This is a genomic window from Paenibacillus haidiansis (assembly GCF_036553665.1).
In the GTDB taxonomy this organism is placed as follows: Bacteria; Bacillota; Bacilli; order Paenibacillales; family Paenibacillaceae; genus Fontibacillus; species Fontibacillus haidiansis.
Map to the genome: position 1 here is coordinate 58,380 of NZ_JAZHPZ010000009.1, position 16,054 is coordinate 74,433.

Below are 16,054 nucleotides of genomic sequence, written 5' to 3' on the forward strand. Positions count from 1 at the left end.
GTCGAAAATACAAACAAAATCCACACTTTTGTCACACACGCGGTGATTAAAACAATATTTGCCCAAACATTCATTATTATAATTTGATTAGATTGTACACCTAGAAGCGACAGCAATTTATAAGATTGGGGAATATATATGGGATTCGCTAGAAAAATTACCCTTGGCATTATCGGAGTGCTTCTCCTTGTCAGTGCGCTGATCGGCTTTTTCAGCTATCAAACCGCCTTTCGCCAAGTGGAAGAGGCCGTCGGGATCGAGACGGTCGGCTGTGCCAATATCACCACAGGTCTTGTGGATCCGGGCGTCATCGAACAGTTGGCCCAAGGCGATACCTCCGGATTGGACGCGCTGGAAGAAAGACTGAACTGGACCGTCGCTCATAAGCCGCTGTTCAAAGAAGTGTTCATCCTGTCCCTCGACGGCAAGATTCTGGCCGCGGATCAAAATATCAAGCAGCGGGGATATCAAGCGGGAGACGAATTTTACTTCAATCCGGCCGATCGCGACATGATTATACAGATGAAGCATTCCGTGTACACGAAGATTTATACTTATGACGGAACCAATCTGCTTACGGGTTACGGCCCCATCTACAAGGACCATGACCCGACGAAAGAAATCGTCGGCCTGATGGCGATCAACTTCGATGCTTCCATTATCCACGAGCGGGTCTGGGATATCCTTACGTTGCCGTTCATTATCGGGGGAATCGTCTTCCTGTTGGCGATCATGGCGGTTTACCTGTTCATCCACCGGATGATTCGTCCGATCGAGAAGCTGTCCCGCCAAGTCAACCTGGTGGCCCAAGGGGATTTATCGGTCGAGCCTTTGTCGCTGTCCAGCAAGGACGAAGTCGGCACCCTATCCAGGGACTTCGGCAATATGACCGTCAGCTTGCGGCAGCTTATCACCGAAGTCAATGAAATGTCTATGCAGGTAGCCTCCTCCTCGCAGCAATTGTCCGCCAGCGCGGAGGAAACCGGCAAAGCCAGCGAGCAGACCGTTTTCATTACCCAGGAGCTCGCCGCCGGCGCCGAGAAGCAGCTGCAAAACCTGGAGCAAAGCTCGGCGGCACTGCAAGAAATGTCCGCATTTATCAGCCAGATTGTCGACAAGGCGGACAATGTCTCGGAAGAGGCGCGCATTTCCGCCGCCGCGGCGAAGGAAGGCGTATCGTCGATCCGGCTGGGCATGCGGCAAATGAACACGATCGAAGGCAAAATCGCCGCGCTTTCCTCCAGCATTCAGCAGCTCGGCAGCCATTCCAAGGAAATCCGGAATATACTTGATATTATTACCGAGATTGCCGCCGAAACAAACCTGCTCGCCATCAACGCCGCCATTGAAGCGGCCCGCGCCGGCGAACAGGGCAGCGGGTTCGCGGTCGTCGCTTCTTCGGTCCGCAAGCTCGCCGAACGCTCCGCGGCTTCGGCGCAGCAGATCGCTTCGCTGATTACGTTCATCATCGATCAAATGGACACGACGGCGGAGACGATGGAAGAGACGTCCCGGGAAGTGCATTTGGGAGCCGAGCTTGTAGGCAACGCCGGGAATTCGTTCGAAGAGATCCAGCAATCGACCAAAAATTCGGCCGAAGCCGCCGGGAATGTCAGCGAAACCGTCCGTCAGCTGTCCGCCAATTCCAAGCTGCTGGTTGAGGCGATGGCTCAATTGGTTGAAGTCGCCAACAGTACGGTCGACGGAACCCAGACCATGTCGGCCGCCTCGCAGGAGCAGCTTGCAGCTATGCAGGAAGTCGACGCTTCCGCCGCCTTCCTCTCCGGCCTGTCGGAGAAGCTGCAAAGCCAGATCGACCGTTTTAAAGTATAGGACGGCCGATAAGGACGCAAGACAAAGCCCCTCATTCCTAACCCGGAATGAGGGGCTTTGCGTCTATTTATTGCCGGCTTTGAGTCGGCAATCTATTTATTTCCGCTGGCGCGCCCGAGCTTCGCCGCCTCTGCGACCCGCTTCCTCCCGGCTCATCTTGCCGCCGTCGCCGTCCGAATCGCCGCGGGCTTCGCCGCCTTTTTGGCCGATTTCCTGGTAAAATTCCTTATCATGGCTGCGGGAAGTCGCTTCCCCGCCCTTCTGCCCAATCTCTTGGTAAAAATCTTTATCATGACTGCGGGAAGTGGCTTCGCCGCCTTTTTTACCAATTTCCTGGTAAAATTCCTTGTCATGATTTTTGGCTGTTGCCTCTCCTCCCATACGACCGGCTTCCTCACGGCTCATTTTGCCATCGCGATTGTTGTTTGCCATTTGAAATCACTCCTTATCGTTGTTTGGAAGGTACCGTTTCCGGTACGCTATTGTATTACCCCCTCTCCCGAAAACAAAACAGTGCTTCCGATCGCCCTCTCTCCTCATGTTGCTTGCGGACACCCGGGACGTTATTTCGTTCAAATAGGACGTTTTCTGTGGATAACGGACACCATTACCGCTATTTACGGTATTTGTCCCCTTCTGAAAGCAATATACGGGAATAACGTCTGCTGTGTCCGTTAGTATTCCGACCGCTTTGTTTTCCGCCGAATAACGGCCTTCATGTCTGCAATAATTGGCAGCCTGCCCCAAATCTGCGTTCTTACGTCAAGTGCAACGTATCCGCCAACCGATAACGGCGAAACCGCTGCCGTCCGCCTGCCACAATAAGTAACTGCCGCCTTACCAGTTCATGAAGAATCCGCCTGGTGTGGCGGTCGGACAGCCGAAGATGAGCCGCAAGCTCCGATGGAGTAAATGGCCGAAGCAGCCGCCGGGCAAATCGTAAAGTCTCGGCTTCCGCCCAACTCAGATCCATGGGCACGTCAGTCGAAAGAAACTTTCCGACAAAAGATAAAATCAATTGCTGGCATTGTTTCGGTTCTTCCTTGATCGACAGATAAGCTATCGGCAAAAACATCCAACCATCGAGCGCCAATAAACTGTGCCTCATGCATAAATCTTTAAACCGTCTTACATCGAGGTCTCTCGCGTGGGAGCCGTATCCTTGGATTTCGATCCCTCCCTTCGCGCCGCCCCGCATATAGGCCAGGTCCAAGTAGCGGTATCCGTTATTAAAATCCCAGACTTCCCATTCCGGGTAAAGGTAATTGAAATTTCCTACGGCCGGATACCAAACCAAGCGAAGGAATTCTGCTGTTCCGTGGCCAAGCCCCTTTCCAAGCAATTCGCGCCTTCTGTGATTGGTTTCTTCTGCGATGTTCGCTTCCAACCATTCCTCATATTTTTGCTCAAACATAAGTTACACTCCTTTTCTTAGGCAGCCGATAAAACATAACAAAAAGCCGCTCCATCGCATGGCCTCATTATATGAGCTTCCATGCAATGAAACGGCTTGTGCTTCACGCCGATTAAGAAATATTATTTGCCCAGGTAAGCGTTCAACATCCAGTTGTGTTTCTCCAGCGCCGACACAATGCCCAGCAAGAGGTCGCTGGTCGCTTCGTCTTCCGCCGCCTCGGCGGCTGCCATGCCTTGTTTCAGTTCGTCGATCACGACGCCGAAGTCGGCAACGACTGCGGCTACCATTCCTTCGGGCGTTTCGCCGCCTTTGGCTTCGGATAAGGTTGCGATGGCGAGCGATTCGCTCAAGGTTGCCACCGGTTTACCGCCGATCGCCAGCAGGCGTTCGGCCAGCTCGTCGATGTTCCCGGCCGCTTCATTGTACAGCTCTTCGAATTTCTCATGCAGGGTGAAGAAATTCGGGCCTTTGACAAACCAGTGGAAATTGTGCAGTTTGGTGTAAAGTACAGTCCAGTTCGCAATTTGCAGGTTCAGTTGTTTTTCCAATGCTACTTCTTCTTGGGTCAGGTTTTGATTCGTCATTTCGATTTCCTCCATTCGAATATTAGAATAAGGTTGAGTTCCAACATGTAAGTAAGATGTTTTAAATTTAGACTAATTCTAAATCCTATAATTATATTACCATCTAACCTTGTTCTCCGCAAGTTCAAAAACATGAACATCACGTGAAAATCGCGGTATCCGTGAATTTCTTCCCATCCTATCTTGAAGTTTGCGTTGATTAACTTCCGTTTATACAATCCCCGTATCCGATGCGGACGGCAAAAAAGGGCCAGCAAGCATTCTGCCGGTCCTCGGTGTCCCATATTCAATTGCGGATATGCATCTTCAGCTGTTCCAGGCTGCGTTCCAATTGGCGGATTCCGTCCTCCACCACGCGGCGGTCCACCGAGTTCTCGGTGTCGATTTGCGGCTTGCGTATGGCAAAGGCTTTTTTCTCCTCTTCCCAATAAGCTTGGCGCCGCTGGATTTCTTTATATTTATCGAGTAAATCCGTAATGATATCATAAAAGCGTTCATAATCGACAATGATATCATCAAGGAAGCGGTCGACCTCTTCTTTTTCGTATCCCCGCATTTTCACGTCGAAATCCTTCTCATGAATGGCAAGCGCGTCCAGTTTGATGCCCAGTTGTCTGAATAATCCCTTCTGATCCTCCAGTTTGCGCGCGTAATCATCCTGCATTCGCAATCCCTCCGTACCTATGGCTTCCTCAATTTCTCTCACATGCATAACACTTCTAATGTATCATAATTTTCGTCGATTATCGATGTCATCCCGTGAGGCTGATCCTTCTTCACTCATGTTATAATACAAAACGTGAAATTATACCAATATCTCATCCAGTGAAAAGAGGTACCTAACGTGTCAGAAGGACAACTCAAATCAAAAGCCGCCCTGGGAGCGAATCCCTGGGTCATTCTCGCCAACGTATCGCTGGGCACCTTCATGTCGACCCTGGACGGGAGCATCGCCAACGTGGCGCTGCCGACCATCGCGGGAGAGCTCGGCGCTTCCATCCATGTCGTCCAATGGGTGCTTACTTCTTATCTCCTGACGATCTGCGCCACCTTGCCAATCATGGGCAAAATCTCCGACATGTTCGGCAGAAGCCGGATTTACAACTACGGCTTCCTGATCTTTGCCTTGGGCTCCGCCCTGTGCGGTCTCTCGAATTCGCTTGGCCTCCTCATCGGCTCCCGGGTGATTCAAGCGCTTGGCGCCGCCTGCCTGATGTCCAACAGCCAGGCCATCGTCGCCGAAGTGTTCTCCAGCAAAGGACGCGGGCGCGCCATGGGGATCACCGGTACGATGGTGTCTCTCGGCTCGCTGACCGGACCGGGGATCGGCGGCATTCTGGTCGAGCATCTGGGCTGGACGTCCATTTTCTGGATCAACGTCCCGATCGGCGTGATCGGTTTCATCGCCGGCCTGTTCATCTTGCCCAAAGACCGCAGCAAGAAAGAGAATCAGCCTTTCGATTATACCGGCTCCCTGCTGTTTATGGCCGGGATGTTCGCTTTTCTGTACGTGATTTCGAACGGACAGGATTGGGGCTGGGTGTCTCCGTCCGTCTGGGTCGGAGGCGTTGTCTCCCTGCTGGTGCTGGCCGGTTTCTATTTCTGGGAAAAACGCACCCGCCATCCGATGCTCGACTTCAGCCTGTACCGGATTCCGGCGTTCGCGATCGGCAACGTCACGGCGCTGCTTTCGTTCATGGCCCTCTTCTTTACCAATGTGCTCATGCCTTTCTACATGCAGGATGTGCTTGGATTTTCGCCGGCCAAAACGGGCTACACGATGATGGTCTACCCGCTCGTCATGGCCGTCGTCGCTCCGATATCCGGCTGGCTCTCCGACCGGATCGGGTCGCACTCGCTCACTACGGCGGGGCTGCTCGTCAACGCGCTGGCCTTCGGGCTGCTCAATACGCTGTCCACACAGGAAAGCGCGTGGGTGGTCGGGCTGCATCTCGGGTTGTTCGGCCTCGGGGGCGGGCTGTTCCAGTCGCCGAACAATTCCAGCATCATGGGCTCCGTGCCCCGGGACAAGCTGGGGACGGCCGGCGGCTTGAACGCGCTGGTGCGGAATATCGGGATGGTGCTCGGCACTTCCTTGTCCATCTCCCTGTATTCCTCGCGCCTGAACTATCTGCTCCCCGTGTCGCCCGGCGAACCGCAGGCCGCGCTTAGCTCGCTGCATACGGTATTCTGGACGGCGATGGGCATTTGTCTGGTCGCCCTGCTCGTATCCGTGCAGCGGCTGCGCATCAAACGGGCATAAAGCCGGGATAATCCGCTATATGCCTGGGATAATCCGTTGCCAAACCAAAAAATGCCGGATCAGGAGTCAATAATGATTCGACAGATTCCACGATTCTTTTTATAATAGGGGTTAGCGAGTAAGCGAGTATACGTTGAAATCTCCATTATTTAATTTTGGTGGTGACTACTATTTTATATATTTGTACGTTTTTGTTATCGTTTCTGATCGTTTATTTTCTGATCCCGCCGCTCGGCAGACTGGCCTTCCGGCTGGATTTCGTGGACAAGCCCAGAGCGGACGTCGAACGCAAAATTCACCGCAGCCCGATTCCGCTGACCGCGAGCTATGCGATTTTCATCGGCTTTTTCGCCTCCTATCTGCTGTTTACGCGCAATTTCTCGCTAGAGACCGGGGCGCTCTTTTTGGGCGGCATTCTGCTGCTCGCGATCGGCACCGTCGACGACTGGTTCAAAACCAAGGGCAAGGATTTCCCGGCGCTGCCGAAATTGATCGTCCAGGTGTCGGCGGCCGTGCTCGTGTTTGCCGCGGGCATCAGATTCAACGGATTCGTCAATCCGTTCAGCGGCGATTATGTGCTCCTGCCCGTGTGGCTGCAATTCATCCTGACGATCCTGTGGATCTTCGGCGTCACGACCGTGATTAATTTCTCGGACGGGCTGGACGGTCTCGCCGGGGGCCTGTCGGCCATTTCCGCCGTGACTTTGTTCATCGTCGCCTTGACCAAGGGACAGACTACGTCGGCGATGCTATCCATGACCCTGATCGGCGTTACCCTGGCCTATCTGCGTTATAATAAACCCCCGGCCAAGGTGTTTATGGGCGACGCGGGAGCGACATTCCTCGGCTTCATCCTGGCCGTTATCGCGCTGGACGGAGCGTTCAAGCAAGCCACGGTGCTTTCGTTGTTCATCCCCGTGCTTGCGCTCGGCGTACCGATCTTCGATAACCTGTTCGTCGTGATCCGCCGCTTTCTGCAGGGCAAATCGATTTATCAGGCCGACGCCAGCCAGGTCCATTACCGTTTGCTCCGCGCGGGGCTGAACAATAAACAGGCGGTCATGGTCCTGTACTTGGTCAGCACTTGCCTGGGCCTGTCCTCGATTATTTTGTTGCTTCTCGAAGGATAGTTTATATGAAAAGATACAACGAGGGCGCCCGTTTGGGCGCCCTTAGTCTATATTCAGGATTTATTTTTTCAGGATTTAGTGGTCTCTTGTACGGTCTGTGCATGTGCGGTCTGTACAGGTACAGTCTGTGTCGGTACGGTCTGTACGTTCTGCGGTTCAGCCTCTATGTTCTGCGTCGCGGAAACCTCCTGCGGCTTCTCGTCTTCATAATCCCCGCGGGCCCCTCTTTTGAATTCCTTCAACATCGTCCCGAAGCTCCGCCCCAACTCAGGCAGCTTGCTCGGACCGAATAACAGCAAGGCGGCGATAACCAGCAACAGCAAATGAGACGGCCTTAACAAATTTTCAAGCACATTTATCACCTCTTTAGGCTATCTTTTTTAAAATTATACAACTTTATCCGCAATATTGGAAAACTATTTCTCGGGTAAACGATAAAAATCTCGCTTCTGCCCGTAAATTACAGCCGAAAGAAACCAAAACCGGCTCCTGGGCATATGCTGTGGCATATTGTACGCGAAGGAGCGAGCATCATGAACATGTACAGTCTATGGGCGATCATCGCCATCGGGTTGGCTTCCAATCTGGATAACGCGGGAGTCGGGATTGCGTATGGAGTCCGAAAAATCCATATTCCTTGGTATTCCAATCTTGCGATCGCGCTCATCTCGTTTCTGGCAACGCTGTTGTCCGGATGGTTCGGCACCTGGATCGCCTTGTGGGTTCATCCATGGGTCGGGCAATGGATCGGCACCATCGTCATCGTGGCCGTCGGGGTCTGGGTATTGATTCAACCCTATGTCGAAAAGAAAACCGTTCCCCCGGAGGACGACCCGTCGATTCTGACCCGGCTGCTCCGCAACCCCGAGGAGGCCGACGCGGACAGTTCCAATTCGCTCAGCCTCGGGGAATCCTTGCTGCTCGGGATCGCTCTAGCCATGAATGCGCTCGCGGGCGGCTTTAACGCGGGGATAACGCATTTAAATATTTTCTATACCTCGCTGTCGGTCGGCGTGTTCAGCTACATTCTCCTGGCCTTATGCGCCGGGTTCGGGGAAAAATTCGCCGCCGAAAAACTCGGCAATCGCGCTACGGTGATCTCCGGCCTGCTGCTCATTCTGATCGGACTGCATCAAATTTTATAAATCTTCTTTACAAGCCCCTTCCCCGTTGGCAAGGGGCGTTGATTATTTTTTGTATAAAATTTTAAATAACGAATTGACAAATCAAATGCTTATTAATACTATTAGATTTATCGGAATTAACTGACTGACGAGTCAATCGGGAAGGAGGGATCCGATTTGAATCCGGCAAACTCACCGGACCCGGAACGGAAACGGCAATTAAAGGACACGGCCCTGGAATGGTTTGCCCGGAAAGGCTACCACAACACCAAAATCTCGGATATCGTGAGATCGGCCGGCGTCTCCCAGGGTACGTTCTACTGGTATTTCGAAAGCAAAGAAAAGATGACGCTTGAATTGATCTACAGCGGCAGGGACAAATTAGTCGAAACGATCCATACAGGCTACCGTAAAGAGCCGGGTACCGTTGCGGATATGGAGCTGTCCACACGCAGGCTTCTGAGCGAGCTGTTCCGCTTCGCGGCAAGCGAGCGGCATTTGATGGCGCTGCTGCTCATCAAGGGCCAAGGGGCCGATCCCGCCGTGCAGGAGGCCGTCTCGCAAACCTGGCAAGCTTTCGGTCAAGCCTTCCGGGCCAACATCCAAAGGGCGTCCGAGCTCGGCATGCTGCCCGAATCTTCGGGCGTGGAACTGCGAACGCTGCTTCTGACTTCACTTATCGAAGGCACGATTTCCAAATGGCTGTTCGGGCCGGAGCATGATATCGATTACGTCCCGGTCTTTACGGCGGAGCAGATGGCCCGCGCCACCGCCCGGTTTGAATTTTACGGGCTGATCGGCGAGCCGGGACAATAAGAACAACTGTCTATTAACCTACTTCAAGATAAAAAAGGAGAGAACCGACATGCAATCCAAAAAGAAAAACTTCCTTCTTCTCACCCTCTTCACCGCTTTGATCCTAGTATTAGCCGCTTGCGGAAATGCGGGAAATCCGGGCAACACCGGCAATACGGTGGAACCGCCAAGCAATAACGAGGCGCAAAACGGCACCGCCCCAACCGGCGGCAATTCGCTTGAAACCATCAAGAGCAAGGGGAAAATTACGATCGGGCTGATGGGGACCTATGCACCTTACAACTTCGTCAACGAAAACAATGAAGTGGACGGGTACGACGCCGATATTTCCAAAGAAATCGCCAAACGGCTCGGCGTTGAAGCCGAGTTCGTCACCGGTGAATTTTCCGGACTTATCGAAGGCTTGCAGAAGGGTAAATACGACGCGCTGGTCAGCCAAGTGACGATTACCGACGAGCGCAAGCAATCGATCGATTTCTCGGAGCCGTACGTGAAAAATGATGTCAGCATCATCGTCAAGGACAACAATGACAGCATTCAATCGGTGGAAGATTTTAAGGGCAAAAAGGTCGGCGTCGCTCTCGGCACCAATGACGAGGCATACCTTCGCGACGAAGTGCTGCCCAAAGTCGGCGAGTTCGAAATCGTCACCTACAACGACAACCTGAACGCGCTGATGGACCTGAACAGCGGCCGGATCGACGCGACGATCAACAATGTGTTCGCCCTGAAGCCGCTGATCGAAAGCAACAATCTGAAGTTGAAAACGGTCGGAGATCCGCTGAAATCGGATTATGCCGGAGTAGCGATGCCGAAAGGCAGCGCCGAGCTGCAGGAAGCCGTCAATCAGGCGCTGCAGGAAATCAAGGACGACGGTACGCTGAAAACCCTCTACAACAAATGGTTTGACGTCGATCCAAACTTCTAAGCAGTACGATAACACCGCCAACATCGATGGGAGGTAAACCGGATGGAGCTCGTGCTCGACAATATTCAATATTTGCTGACCGGTGCCTATGTCACGCTGAAGATTACATTGGTATCGATGTTCTTCGGACTGATCATCGGGCTGATCGTCGCCATCGCCCGCCTGAAGGGGAATGCCTTGCTGCGGGGGATCGCCCGGGTATATGTCTCGATTATCCGGGGAACGCCGCTCATGGTGCAGATCTTCATCGTGTACTTCGGACTGCCGGACTGGGGCATCTCACTGAGCCCTATGATGGCGGCCTACATTTCGATGAGCATCAACATCGGCGCCTATTTGTCCGAGACGTTCCGGGCCACGATTATGTCCGTCGATCACGGACAGACCGAAGCGGCCCAGTCGCTCGGCATGACTCCCTGGCAGACGATGCGCTACGTCGTGCTGCCGCAGGCGGCCCGGATCGCGATTCCGCCGCTCGGCAACTCGTTCATCGGGATGCTCAAGGAGACCTCCCTCGTATCCGTGGTCACCGTAGTGGAGCTGTTCCGAGCGGCTCAATTACTTATGTCCAGATATTATGTCGCCATGCCGTTCTTTCTGGCGATCGGCTTGATGTACTGGATCATGAGCACCGGGCTTTCCATCATCCTGGACCGGATTGAAAAGCGTCTATCCAAAGCCTATTAACCAAAACCAATTTAGCGACCCTACCCAAGGAGCTGGAGCGAAGTGAATACCAAAGAAGAACACCTGCTGGATGTCAACGGCCGGGCCAAAGACCTCCTGGAGCGGGAGGGGCTCGACGCCCTGATCGCGTCCACCGCCGAGAATGTCTATTACTTGTCCGGCCAGCCCAGCATGTTTATGTACACGTTCCGGATGAGCGAGGCGGCGTTTGCCGTCGTCTTCCGCGATCCGAACCGGAAATCCGTTCTGCTGATGAGCGAATTCGAAGCTTCGGGACTGCCTGAGAGTATCCCGGGCTTCGACGTCGTTACTTACCCGCAATGGATCGATCTGGACGATCCTTTCGGAATGAGAAAGGATCTGTTCCGCGGCGAGCGTCCGGATGCCCCGGGCCCGGACGCCGCGCTGGCGGCGCTGGTCGGCGTGCTCCAGGCCGGCGGCTTGGCGGGCGGCGCCCATATAGCCGCCGAGCTCGGCGGCATGCGCGGCCCGGCGCGCGCCCTGCTCGCGGAGCGGCTGCCGCTGGCGCGCTGGGCGGACGCCGCCCCCCTCTTTACGCGGCTTCGCGCGCGTAAGACCGGTTTCGAAATCGTGCGGCTGCGCGAGAGCTGCGCGATTTCGGAAGAAGCGATCGCCGAGGCCGTCTCGGCGATCGCTCCCGGCGTCACCGCCGCCGAGCTGGCGGCGGCGTTCCGGATCGCGGCGACGCGCCGCTGCTTCGGCTTCAGCGAGCGCTTCGCCACGATCTCCGTCGGCCCCGCGTTCGCGCCGGCGTCGGTGTACGGGCCGCACCGCGCGGCCCCCGGCGACATCGTCAAATTCGATGTCGGCGCCGACGTGCAGGGCTATGGCGCGGACATCGCCCGCACGTTCGCGCTCGGCGAGCCGGGCGATGCCGCCAAGCGCGCCTACGCGGCGCTGCGGCCCGGCCATGACCGCATGCTCGAGCTGGCCGGCCCCGGCGTGCCGATGGCCGCGGTATTCGCCGAGGGCATGGAGGTCATCCGTCGCTCCGGGCTGCCGGAATACAACCGCGGCCATCTCGGCCACAGCATCGGCCTCTCCCTGGCCACCGAGGAGGCGCCATTCTTCAGCGCCGCCGAAACGACCGTGCTCGAGCCGGGGATGCTCGTCTGCATCGAGACTCCGTATTACGGCTACGGCGTCGGCTCGGTCATGATCGAGGATATGCTGCTCATTACCGAGCACGGCAACGAGCGGCTAAACAAGCTGACACGGGACTTGGTGGTGCTTTAGCCGAATTTTCATACAGGCAGTCTTATTATGAATGATGTCAAGAAACCTAACAAATTTTCTTGTCACGACGACAATATGTGATGTTATTCACTGTTCTCCACCCGAATGAAGAGGGAAAATATGTTGAATTCATATTTTTCAATTTTTTTGAGAGTGGTGAGGATGATGATTCCTTGGAAAGACGCTTACGATATCGGCATCGAGAAGATCGACTGCCAGCACCGGCAGTTGCTTGTTAAATTGAACGAATTTATGGATGCCTGCAATAACCGGCAAGGCGCCGAGAAAATCGAGGAAACTCTGAAATTCCTTAAGGATTACACCCTAGAGCATTTTGGAAGCGAAGAAGAGGTCATGGAAGATATTCATTTTCCCGAGCTTGCCGACCACCGCAAGGAGCATGCGCAATTCGTCAAAACGGTGCTTGAGCTGGAGGAAAGCGTGAAAGCCAAAGGGACCTCCGTGCTGACAACGATCAAGCTGAACCGGATGCTGACGGATTGGCTCATCAATCATATCAGCAAATGCGACAAATTGATCGCGGCCTATATGAACCAGCAAAAAGGCACGGCCTGAATATTAAACCGCAAGAAAAAAGCGTCCGCTATCGGGCGCTTTTCATTTTTGAAGAATTCGGTACGATTCTCCCCGTACGTCCGCCTCCGGTATCTTCTTATCTGAACTTCATTTATAATGAAGGGGATCATTCAGGTAACACTGTAGTGAAAGGAGGTCTTTTATTTGCAGTGGCTAACCGCCTATGAGCAGCAGCTCCAGCTTGCTTTTGACGATGCGCAAGCGGTGTTGTCCGGCTTTCCGGAGCCGTTCCGGTCGCAGGCACTGGTTTATCTCGACGGATTTAACATCCTGAACAAAAAGCACTCCCAAAATTACATATGTTATCTTCTGCCGTTCTGGCTGGAGCGGACAGCCGGTCACCGGGCCGGGGACAGCCGGCGCCTAGCGGTCGCCAATATTCTCGGGATGATGTACTACCATCTGATCGATGCCTGCATGGACGAGCCCGAGCCTACAGCGACACGGCGGCTGCCGCTTGCGGAGATGATTCATCTGGAATTCCTGCGGTATTATACCGGCATTTTTCCCGGAGATTCTTCCTTTTGGGCTTATTATGGAAAGTATGTATCGGAATGGGCCGAAGCCGTATCCCAGGAAGCCGGGTCGGATTATCTGCATGACAACCCGGTGCTTATGGGCCGCAAAGCCGCGCCGGTCAAGCTGTCCGTCGCCGGCTCCATGCTTCGCGCCGAGGGAGGCGAGACGCATATCTCCCGCCTGGAGCAAGCGGTGGATACGGTACTGGTTACGCTGCAGCTGCTTGACGATTGGGAAGATTGGGAGAAGGATCTGCAGGAAGGCAGCTATAATTCTCTTATCTCAAAGGTTCGGAGAGAAGCCGGCATCCCGGCCGATCATCGTCCTACGCCCGACGAGATCCGGCAAGGAATTTACACTTATGGGGTTCTGTCGCGGCTTTCGGAATTGTCCAACCGTAACCATGAATCCCTTCATGATCTAAAGCAGTCGGTACCGGATTTGTACGAATTTCACGAATTCCTGCGAAGCAATTTGGAAGAAGGTGCCATGGAGATCGAACGTGAACGAATGATGTTAACACGGGGCGGATTGGAATACTGGTTGTCGAAAAATATGAATAATTCCTAGCTATCAAACCTGATTTATGCTATAATAAAAAAGGTAAATATAACCATTTTAAAAGAAAGGGTGATTCAAATGACATCTGGAGCTCTCCTTCAATCACAAGTAATTGAAAAAGCATGGCAAGACCCAAGCTTTAAAGCAAAACTGCTCGCCGACCCAAAGGCGGCAATTCAGGAAGCGCTCGGTGTAATTTTCCCGGATCACATCAAAATTAAAACTGTAGAAGAAAATTCCGACGAATTCTATCTGGTGCTTCCCCAAAATCCATCCGGAGTGATTAAGAGCGAAGTAACTCCATATGGATCTTGGGCGGCAAGTGCTTCCAAATAAGTTGAACTGATTCTTTATCGGTTCTGCCTTCCGAAGGGGAAGGAATGGACAAGTTATCCGGCATCTACCTTCTTCTGAATAGAAGGAAAGCGGATAATAACCTCCGTTCCTACCCCTTTTTCACTGTTAAAGTGGATTTCTCCGTTCATCACCTCGATAATCCGAAAAGTTACCATTAAACCCAACCCGGTCCCTTTGGTCTTATTGGAGAAATAAGGCTCACCCAGCCTTGAAAGAACTTCTTCATCCATACCTTCCCCGTTATCCTTAATATGAATAGTCACATAATTGTTCTCTTCATAAGCCCATACCTGGATGTTCCCTTCCCCATGCAGCGCTTCTATACTATTTTTCATTATATTGACAAACGCCTGCTTGAATTTGGAGGAGTTGCCTTTGACATGCAGATTTTTGGGGATATGCACGGATATCTTGCCCCCTTGCAGGTTGGCCATCGGAATCAGGATGCCCTCGATATGGATAAACTCCTCCAAAATATCGAGGGTCGTCACCTTGCCGACCTCCGGTTTGGCGAATGTCAGAAAGTCGGTAATAATATTGGAAGCCCGGTCAAGTTCCTCCAGCGCCATATTTAGATAGACCTTATCGGAAGGCTGTTGTTTTTCGGCAAGCAGCTGCAAAAATCCGCGCGTCACCTGAAGCGGGTTGCGCACTTCGTGAGCTACGGAAGCCGCCAGCTCGCTAATGATCTCCATTTTCTCCGAGCGTTGAAGCTCATTGTTAAACATCTCCAGCTGCTTGGAGTATTCGACAACCTGCTCATGATTTTCCGCAAACCTTCTCCCCAGAATGATGATCAAGGAAGTCAGGAAGCATACGACTCCCCATTTCCACAAGAACAAGTCATAATATCCCGATGTGGCAAAAAACCAGATCAGTTCGCCGGCACCCAGAAATGCAAAAATCAAAAATCCGATGCAGAAAATAATCGCTTCTTTATTCCCCTTAAAGGCATACACCGTCGAGGTGCAAATCAAAATTATAAATTGAATAATCATGATGTAGCCGAGAATGTCGGTGGTAGCGAAGACGTAAATGTTATAGAACCGACTATGGCTTAATTCATTAACGATCAGAAGCAGCAAACAAAAGACGGAATACCCGATCTGGAATTTGCGGTACCGCTGTATGATCGAGCCGTAACCGACTCCGAATATTTTTTCAAAGAAAAAGGTAAAGGACGGCAATAACAAAAACAGCGCCAAATCAAACAGAGTCACGAACATTTCTCCGGCATCGTCAAATAACCAGAACAAAAACGATGAATAGGTGATGACGATGGCTCCGCATGATAAAATAACCAAACATAACGAAAACCATAGGGACATATTTACGGACTTTAAAAACAGGGAGCAAACCAGCATAATTACGGCGATAAATATAAGGGTGCTGCCCAAAATGAAGTCCGCAATATTGCCTTTCACGAACGACTTGATCAAATCCTGGTAGTTGCCCACTCTTATTTCATCGGAGATTCCTATTCGGCTTGTCTCCGAGTGGATTCCGATATACATGGTTTGATGGGAATGGATCCGGCTGAGTGGAATAAGCAGGCTGTTGATGCCGTAGTTATAACTTCTGCTCGATTCATAGACCCGGTTGCCGTCGATGCTGACTATAATTTCTCTACCATAGACTTTATCGAATAAAATAGCGGGCGAGCTTTCCTTCAGCTCGGGAAGAGTTACTTTTATCCACTGGGATACCGCCCCGTAAGGCTTTTCCGGGATTACCGGATCGTTCTTGCTTACATCAACCCACCCGCTAAGGTTCTCCAGTTGTTCTTCACTCAAATTAGGGTCAAACTGATTCGTCCAAAGAATTTGCCAATTTCCGATCATTTGCTCATTTTCGGTTTTACCGTCGGACATTTCCAATAGGAATGCACAGTAAGTTACTAGAAACAATGCAAAGAAAATAGCTATGGCTCTAAAGAAACCTTTCATTCCAGCACCGCACCCCTGCCAATGAAATAAGAATT

Annotated in this window: 17 protein-coding genes; 11 read left to right on the plus strand and 6 right to left on the minus strand. The window is 52.5% G+C overall.

Features of this window, described 5'->3' with window-relative positions:
• Positions 1-138: 138 nt before the first annotated feature.
• Entirely contained in the window at positions 139-1,833 is a 1,695-nt protein-coding gene (locus V3851_RS17375) for a methyl-accepting chemotaxis protein (RefSeq protein ID WP_331847823.1), read from the plus strand.
• A gap of 96 nt (positions 1,834-1,929) precedes the next feature.
• Here V3851_RS17375 and V3851_RS17380 read toward each other — a convergent pair whose 3' ends face one another.
• The 4 genes from V3851_RS17380 to V3851_RS17395 all read right to left on the minus strand — a co-directional run bounded on the left by V3851_RS17380 (position 1,930) and on the right by V3851_RS17395 (position 4,498).
• Complete coding sequence (locus V3851_RS17380; RefSeq protein ID WP_331847824.1) at positions 1,930-2,265, minus strand: general stress protein; 336 nt, start codon at positions 2,263-2,265, stop codon at positions 1,930-1,932.
• Between the two features lie 325 nt (positions 2,266-2,590).
• Positions 2,591-3,247: a transcriptional regulator gene (locus tag V3851_RS17385; protein ID WP_331847825.1), complete on the minus strand. Its 657-nt coding sequence runs from the start codon at positions 3,245-3,247 to the stop codon at positions 2,591-2,593.
• A gap of 122 nt (positions 3,248-3,369) precedes the next feature.
• A complete protein-coding gene (locus V3851_RS17390; protein ID WP_331847826.1) occupies positions 3,370-3,834 on the minus strand; it encodes a Dps family protein in 465 nt (154 codons plus the stop codon).
• Positions 3,835-4,120: 286 nt separating this feature from the next.
• Positions 4,121-4,498 (minus strand): DivIVA domain-containing protein, encoded by a 378-nt coding sequence (locus V3851_RS17395; protein WP_331847827.1) that lies wholly within the window; start codon positions 4,496-4,498, stop codon positions 4,121-4,123.
• Positions 4,499-4,678: 180 nt separating this feature from the next.
• Here V3851_RS17395 and V3851_RS17400 point away from each other — a divergent pair, with 180 nt between their 5' ends.
• A complete protein-coding gene (locus V3851_RS17400; RefSeq protein ID WP_331847828.1) occupies positions 4,679-6,097 on the plus strand; it encodes an MFS transporter in 1,419 nt (472 codons plus the stop codon).
• A gap of 161 nt (positions 6,098-6,258) precedes the next feature.
• On the plus strand, positions 6,259-7,227 hold the full coding sequence (locus tag V3851_RS17405) for an MraY family glycosyltransferase (protein WP_331847829.1): 969 nt from the start codon (positions 6,259-6,261) through the stop codon (positions 7,225-7,227).
• Positions 7,228-7,295: 68 nt separating this feature from the next.
• Here V3851_RS17405 and V3851_RS17410 read toward each other — a convergent pair whose 3' ends face one another.
• A complete protein-coding gene (locus tag V3851_RS17410) occupies positions 7,296-7,580 on the minus strand; it encodes a twin-arginine translocase TatA/TatE family subunit (RefSeq protein ID WP_331847830.1) in 285 nt (94 codons plus the stop codon).
• Positions 7,581-7,724: 144 nt separating this feature from the next.
• Between V3851_RS17410 and ytaF the strand changes: the two genes are divergently transcribed.
• The 8 genes from ytaF (at position 7,725) to V3851_RS17450 (ending at position 14,052) form a co-directional block, all read left to right on the plus strand.
• Positions 7,725-8,372: a sporulation membrane protein YtaF gene (gene ytaF, locus V3851_RS17415; RefSeq protein WP_331847831.1), complete on the plus strand. Its 648-nt coding sequence runs from the start codon at positions 7,725-7,727 to the stop codon at positions 8,370-8,372.
• A gap of 156 nt (positions 8,373-8,528) precedes the next feature.
• Positions 8,529-9,167, plus strand: a complete 639-nt coding sequence (locus V3851_RS17420; protein WP_331847832.1) for a TetR/AcrR family transcriptional regulator — start codon at positions 8,529-8,531, stop codon at positions 9,165-9,167.
• 49 nt (positions 9,168-9,216) lie between these two features.
• Positions 9,217-10,095: a substrate-binding periplasmic protein gene (locus tag V3851_RS17425; protein ID WP_331847833.1), complete on the plus strand. Its 879-nt coding sequence runs from the start codon at positions 9,217-9,219 to the stop codon at positions 10,093-10,095.
• Between the two features lie 42 nt (positions 10,096-10,137).
• Positions 10,138-10,782, plus strand: a complete 645-nt coding sequence (locus V3851_RS17430; RefSeq protein WP_331847834.1) for an amino acid ABC transporter permease — start codon at positions 10,138-10,140, stop codon at positions 10,780-10,782.
• A gap of 42 nt (positions 10,783-10,824) precedes the next feature.
• On the plus strand, positions 10,825-12,039 hold the full coding sequence (locus V3851_RS17435; protein WP_331847835.1) for a M24 family metallopeptidase: 1,215 nt from the start codon (positions 10,825-10,827) through the stop codon (positions 12,037-12,039).
• Between the two features lie 162 nt (positions 12,040-12,201).
• The gene (locus V3851_RS17440) at positions 12,202-12,615 is read left to right on the plus strand and encodes a bacteriohemerythrin (RefSeq protein ID WP_331847836.1); all 414 of its coding nucleotides are present in this window, start codon (positions 12,202-12,204) and stop codon (positions 12,613-12,615) included.
• A 165-nt stretch (positions 12,616-12,780) separates the two neighbouring features.
• Positions 12,781-13,725, plus strand: coding sequence for a hypothetical protein (locus tag V3851_RS17445; protein WP_331847837.1), 945 nt, complete (start codon positions 12,781-12,783; stop codon positions 13,723-13,725).
• A gap of 69 nt (positions 13,726-13,794) precedes the next feature.
• Entirely contained in the window at positions 13,795-14,052 is a 258-nt protein-coding gene (locus V3851_RS17450; protein ID WP_331847838.1) for an NHLP leader peptide family RiPP precursor, read from the plus strand.
• A 53-nt stretch (positions 14,053-14,105) separates the two neighbouring features.
• Here V3851_RS17450 and V3851_RS17455 read toward each other — a convergent pair whose 3' ends face one another.
• The gene (locus V3851_RS17455) at positions 14,106-16,019 is read right to left on the minus strand and encodes a HAMP domain-containing sensor histidine kinase (RefSeq protein WP_331847839.1); all 1,914 of its coding nucleotides are present in this window, start codon (positions 16,017-16,019) and stop codon (positions 14,106-14,108) included.
• Positions 16,020-16,054: the final 35 nt, after the last annotated feature.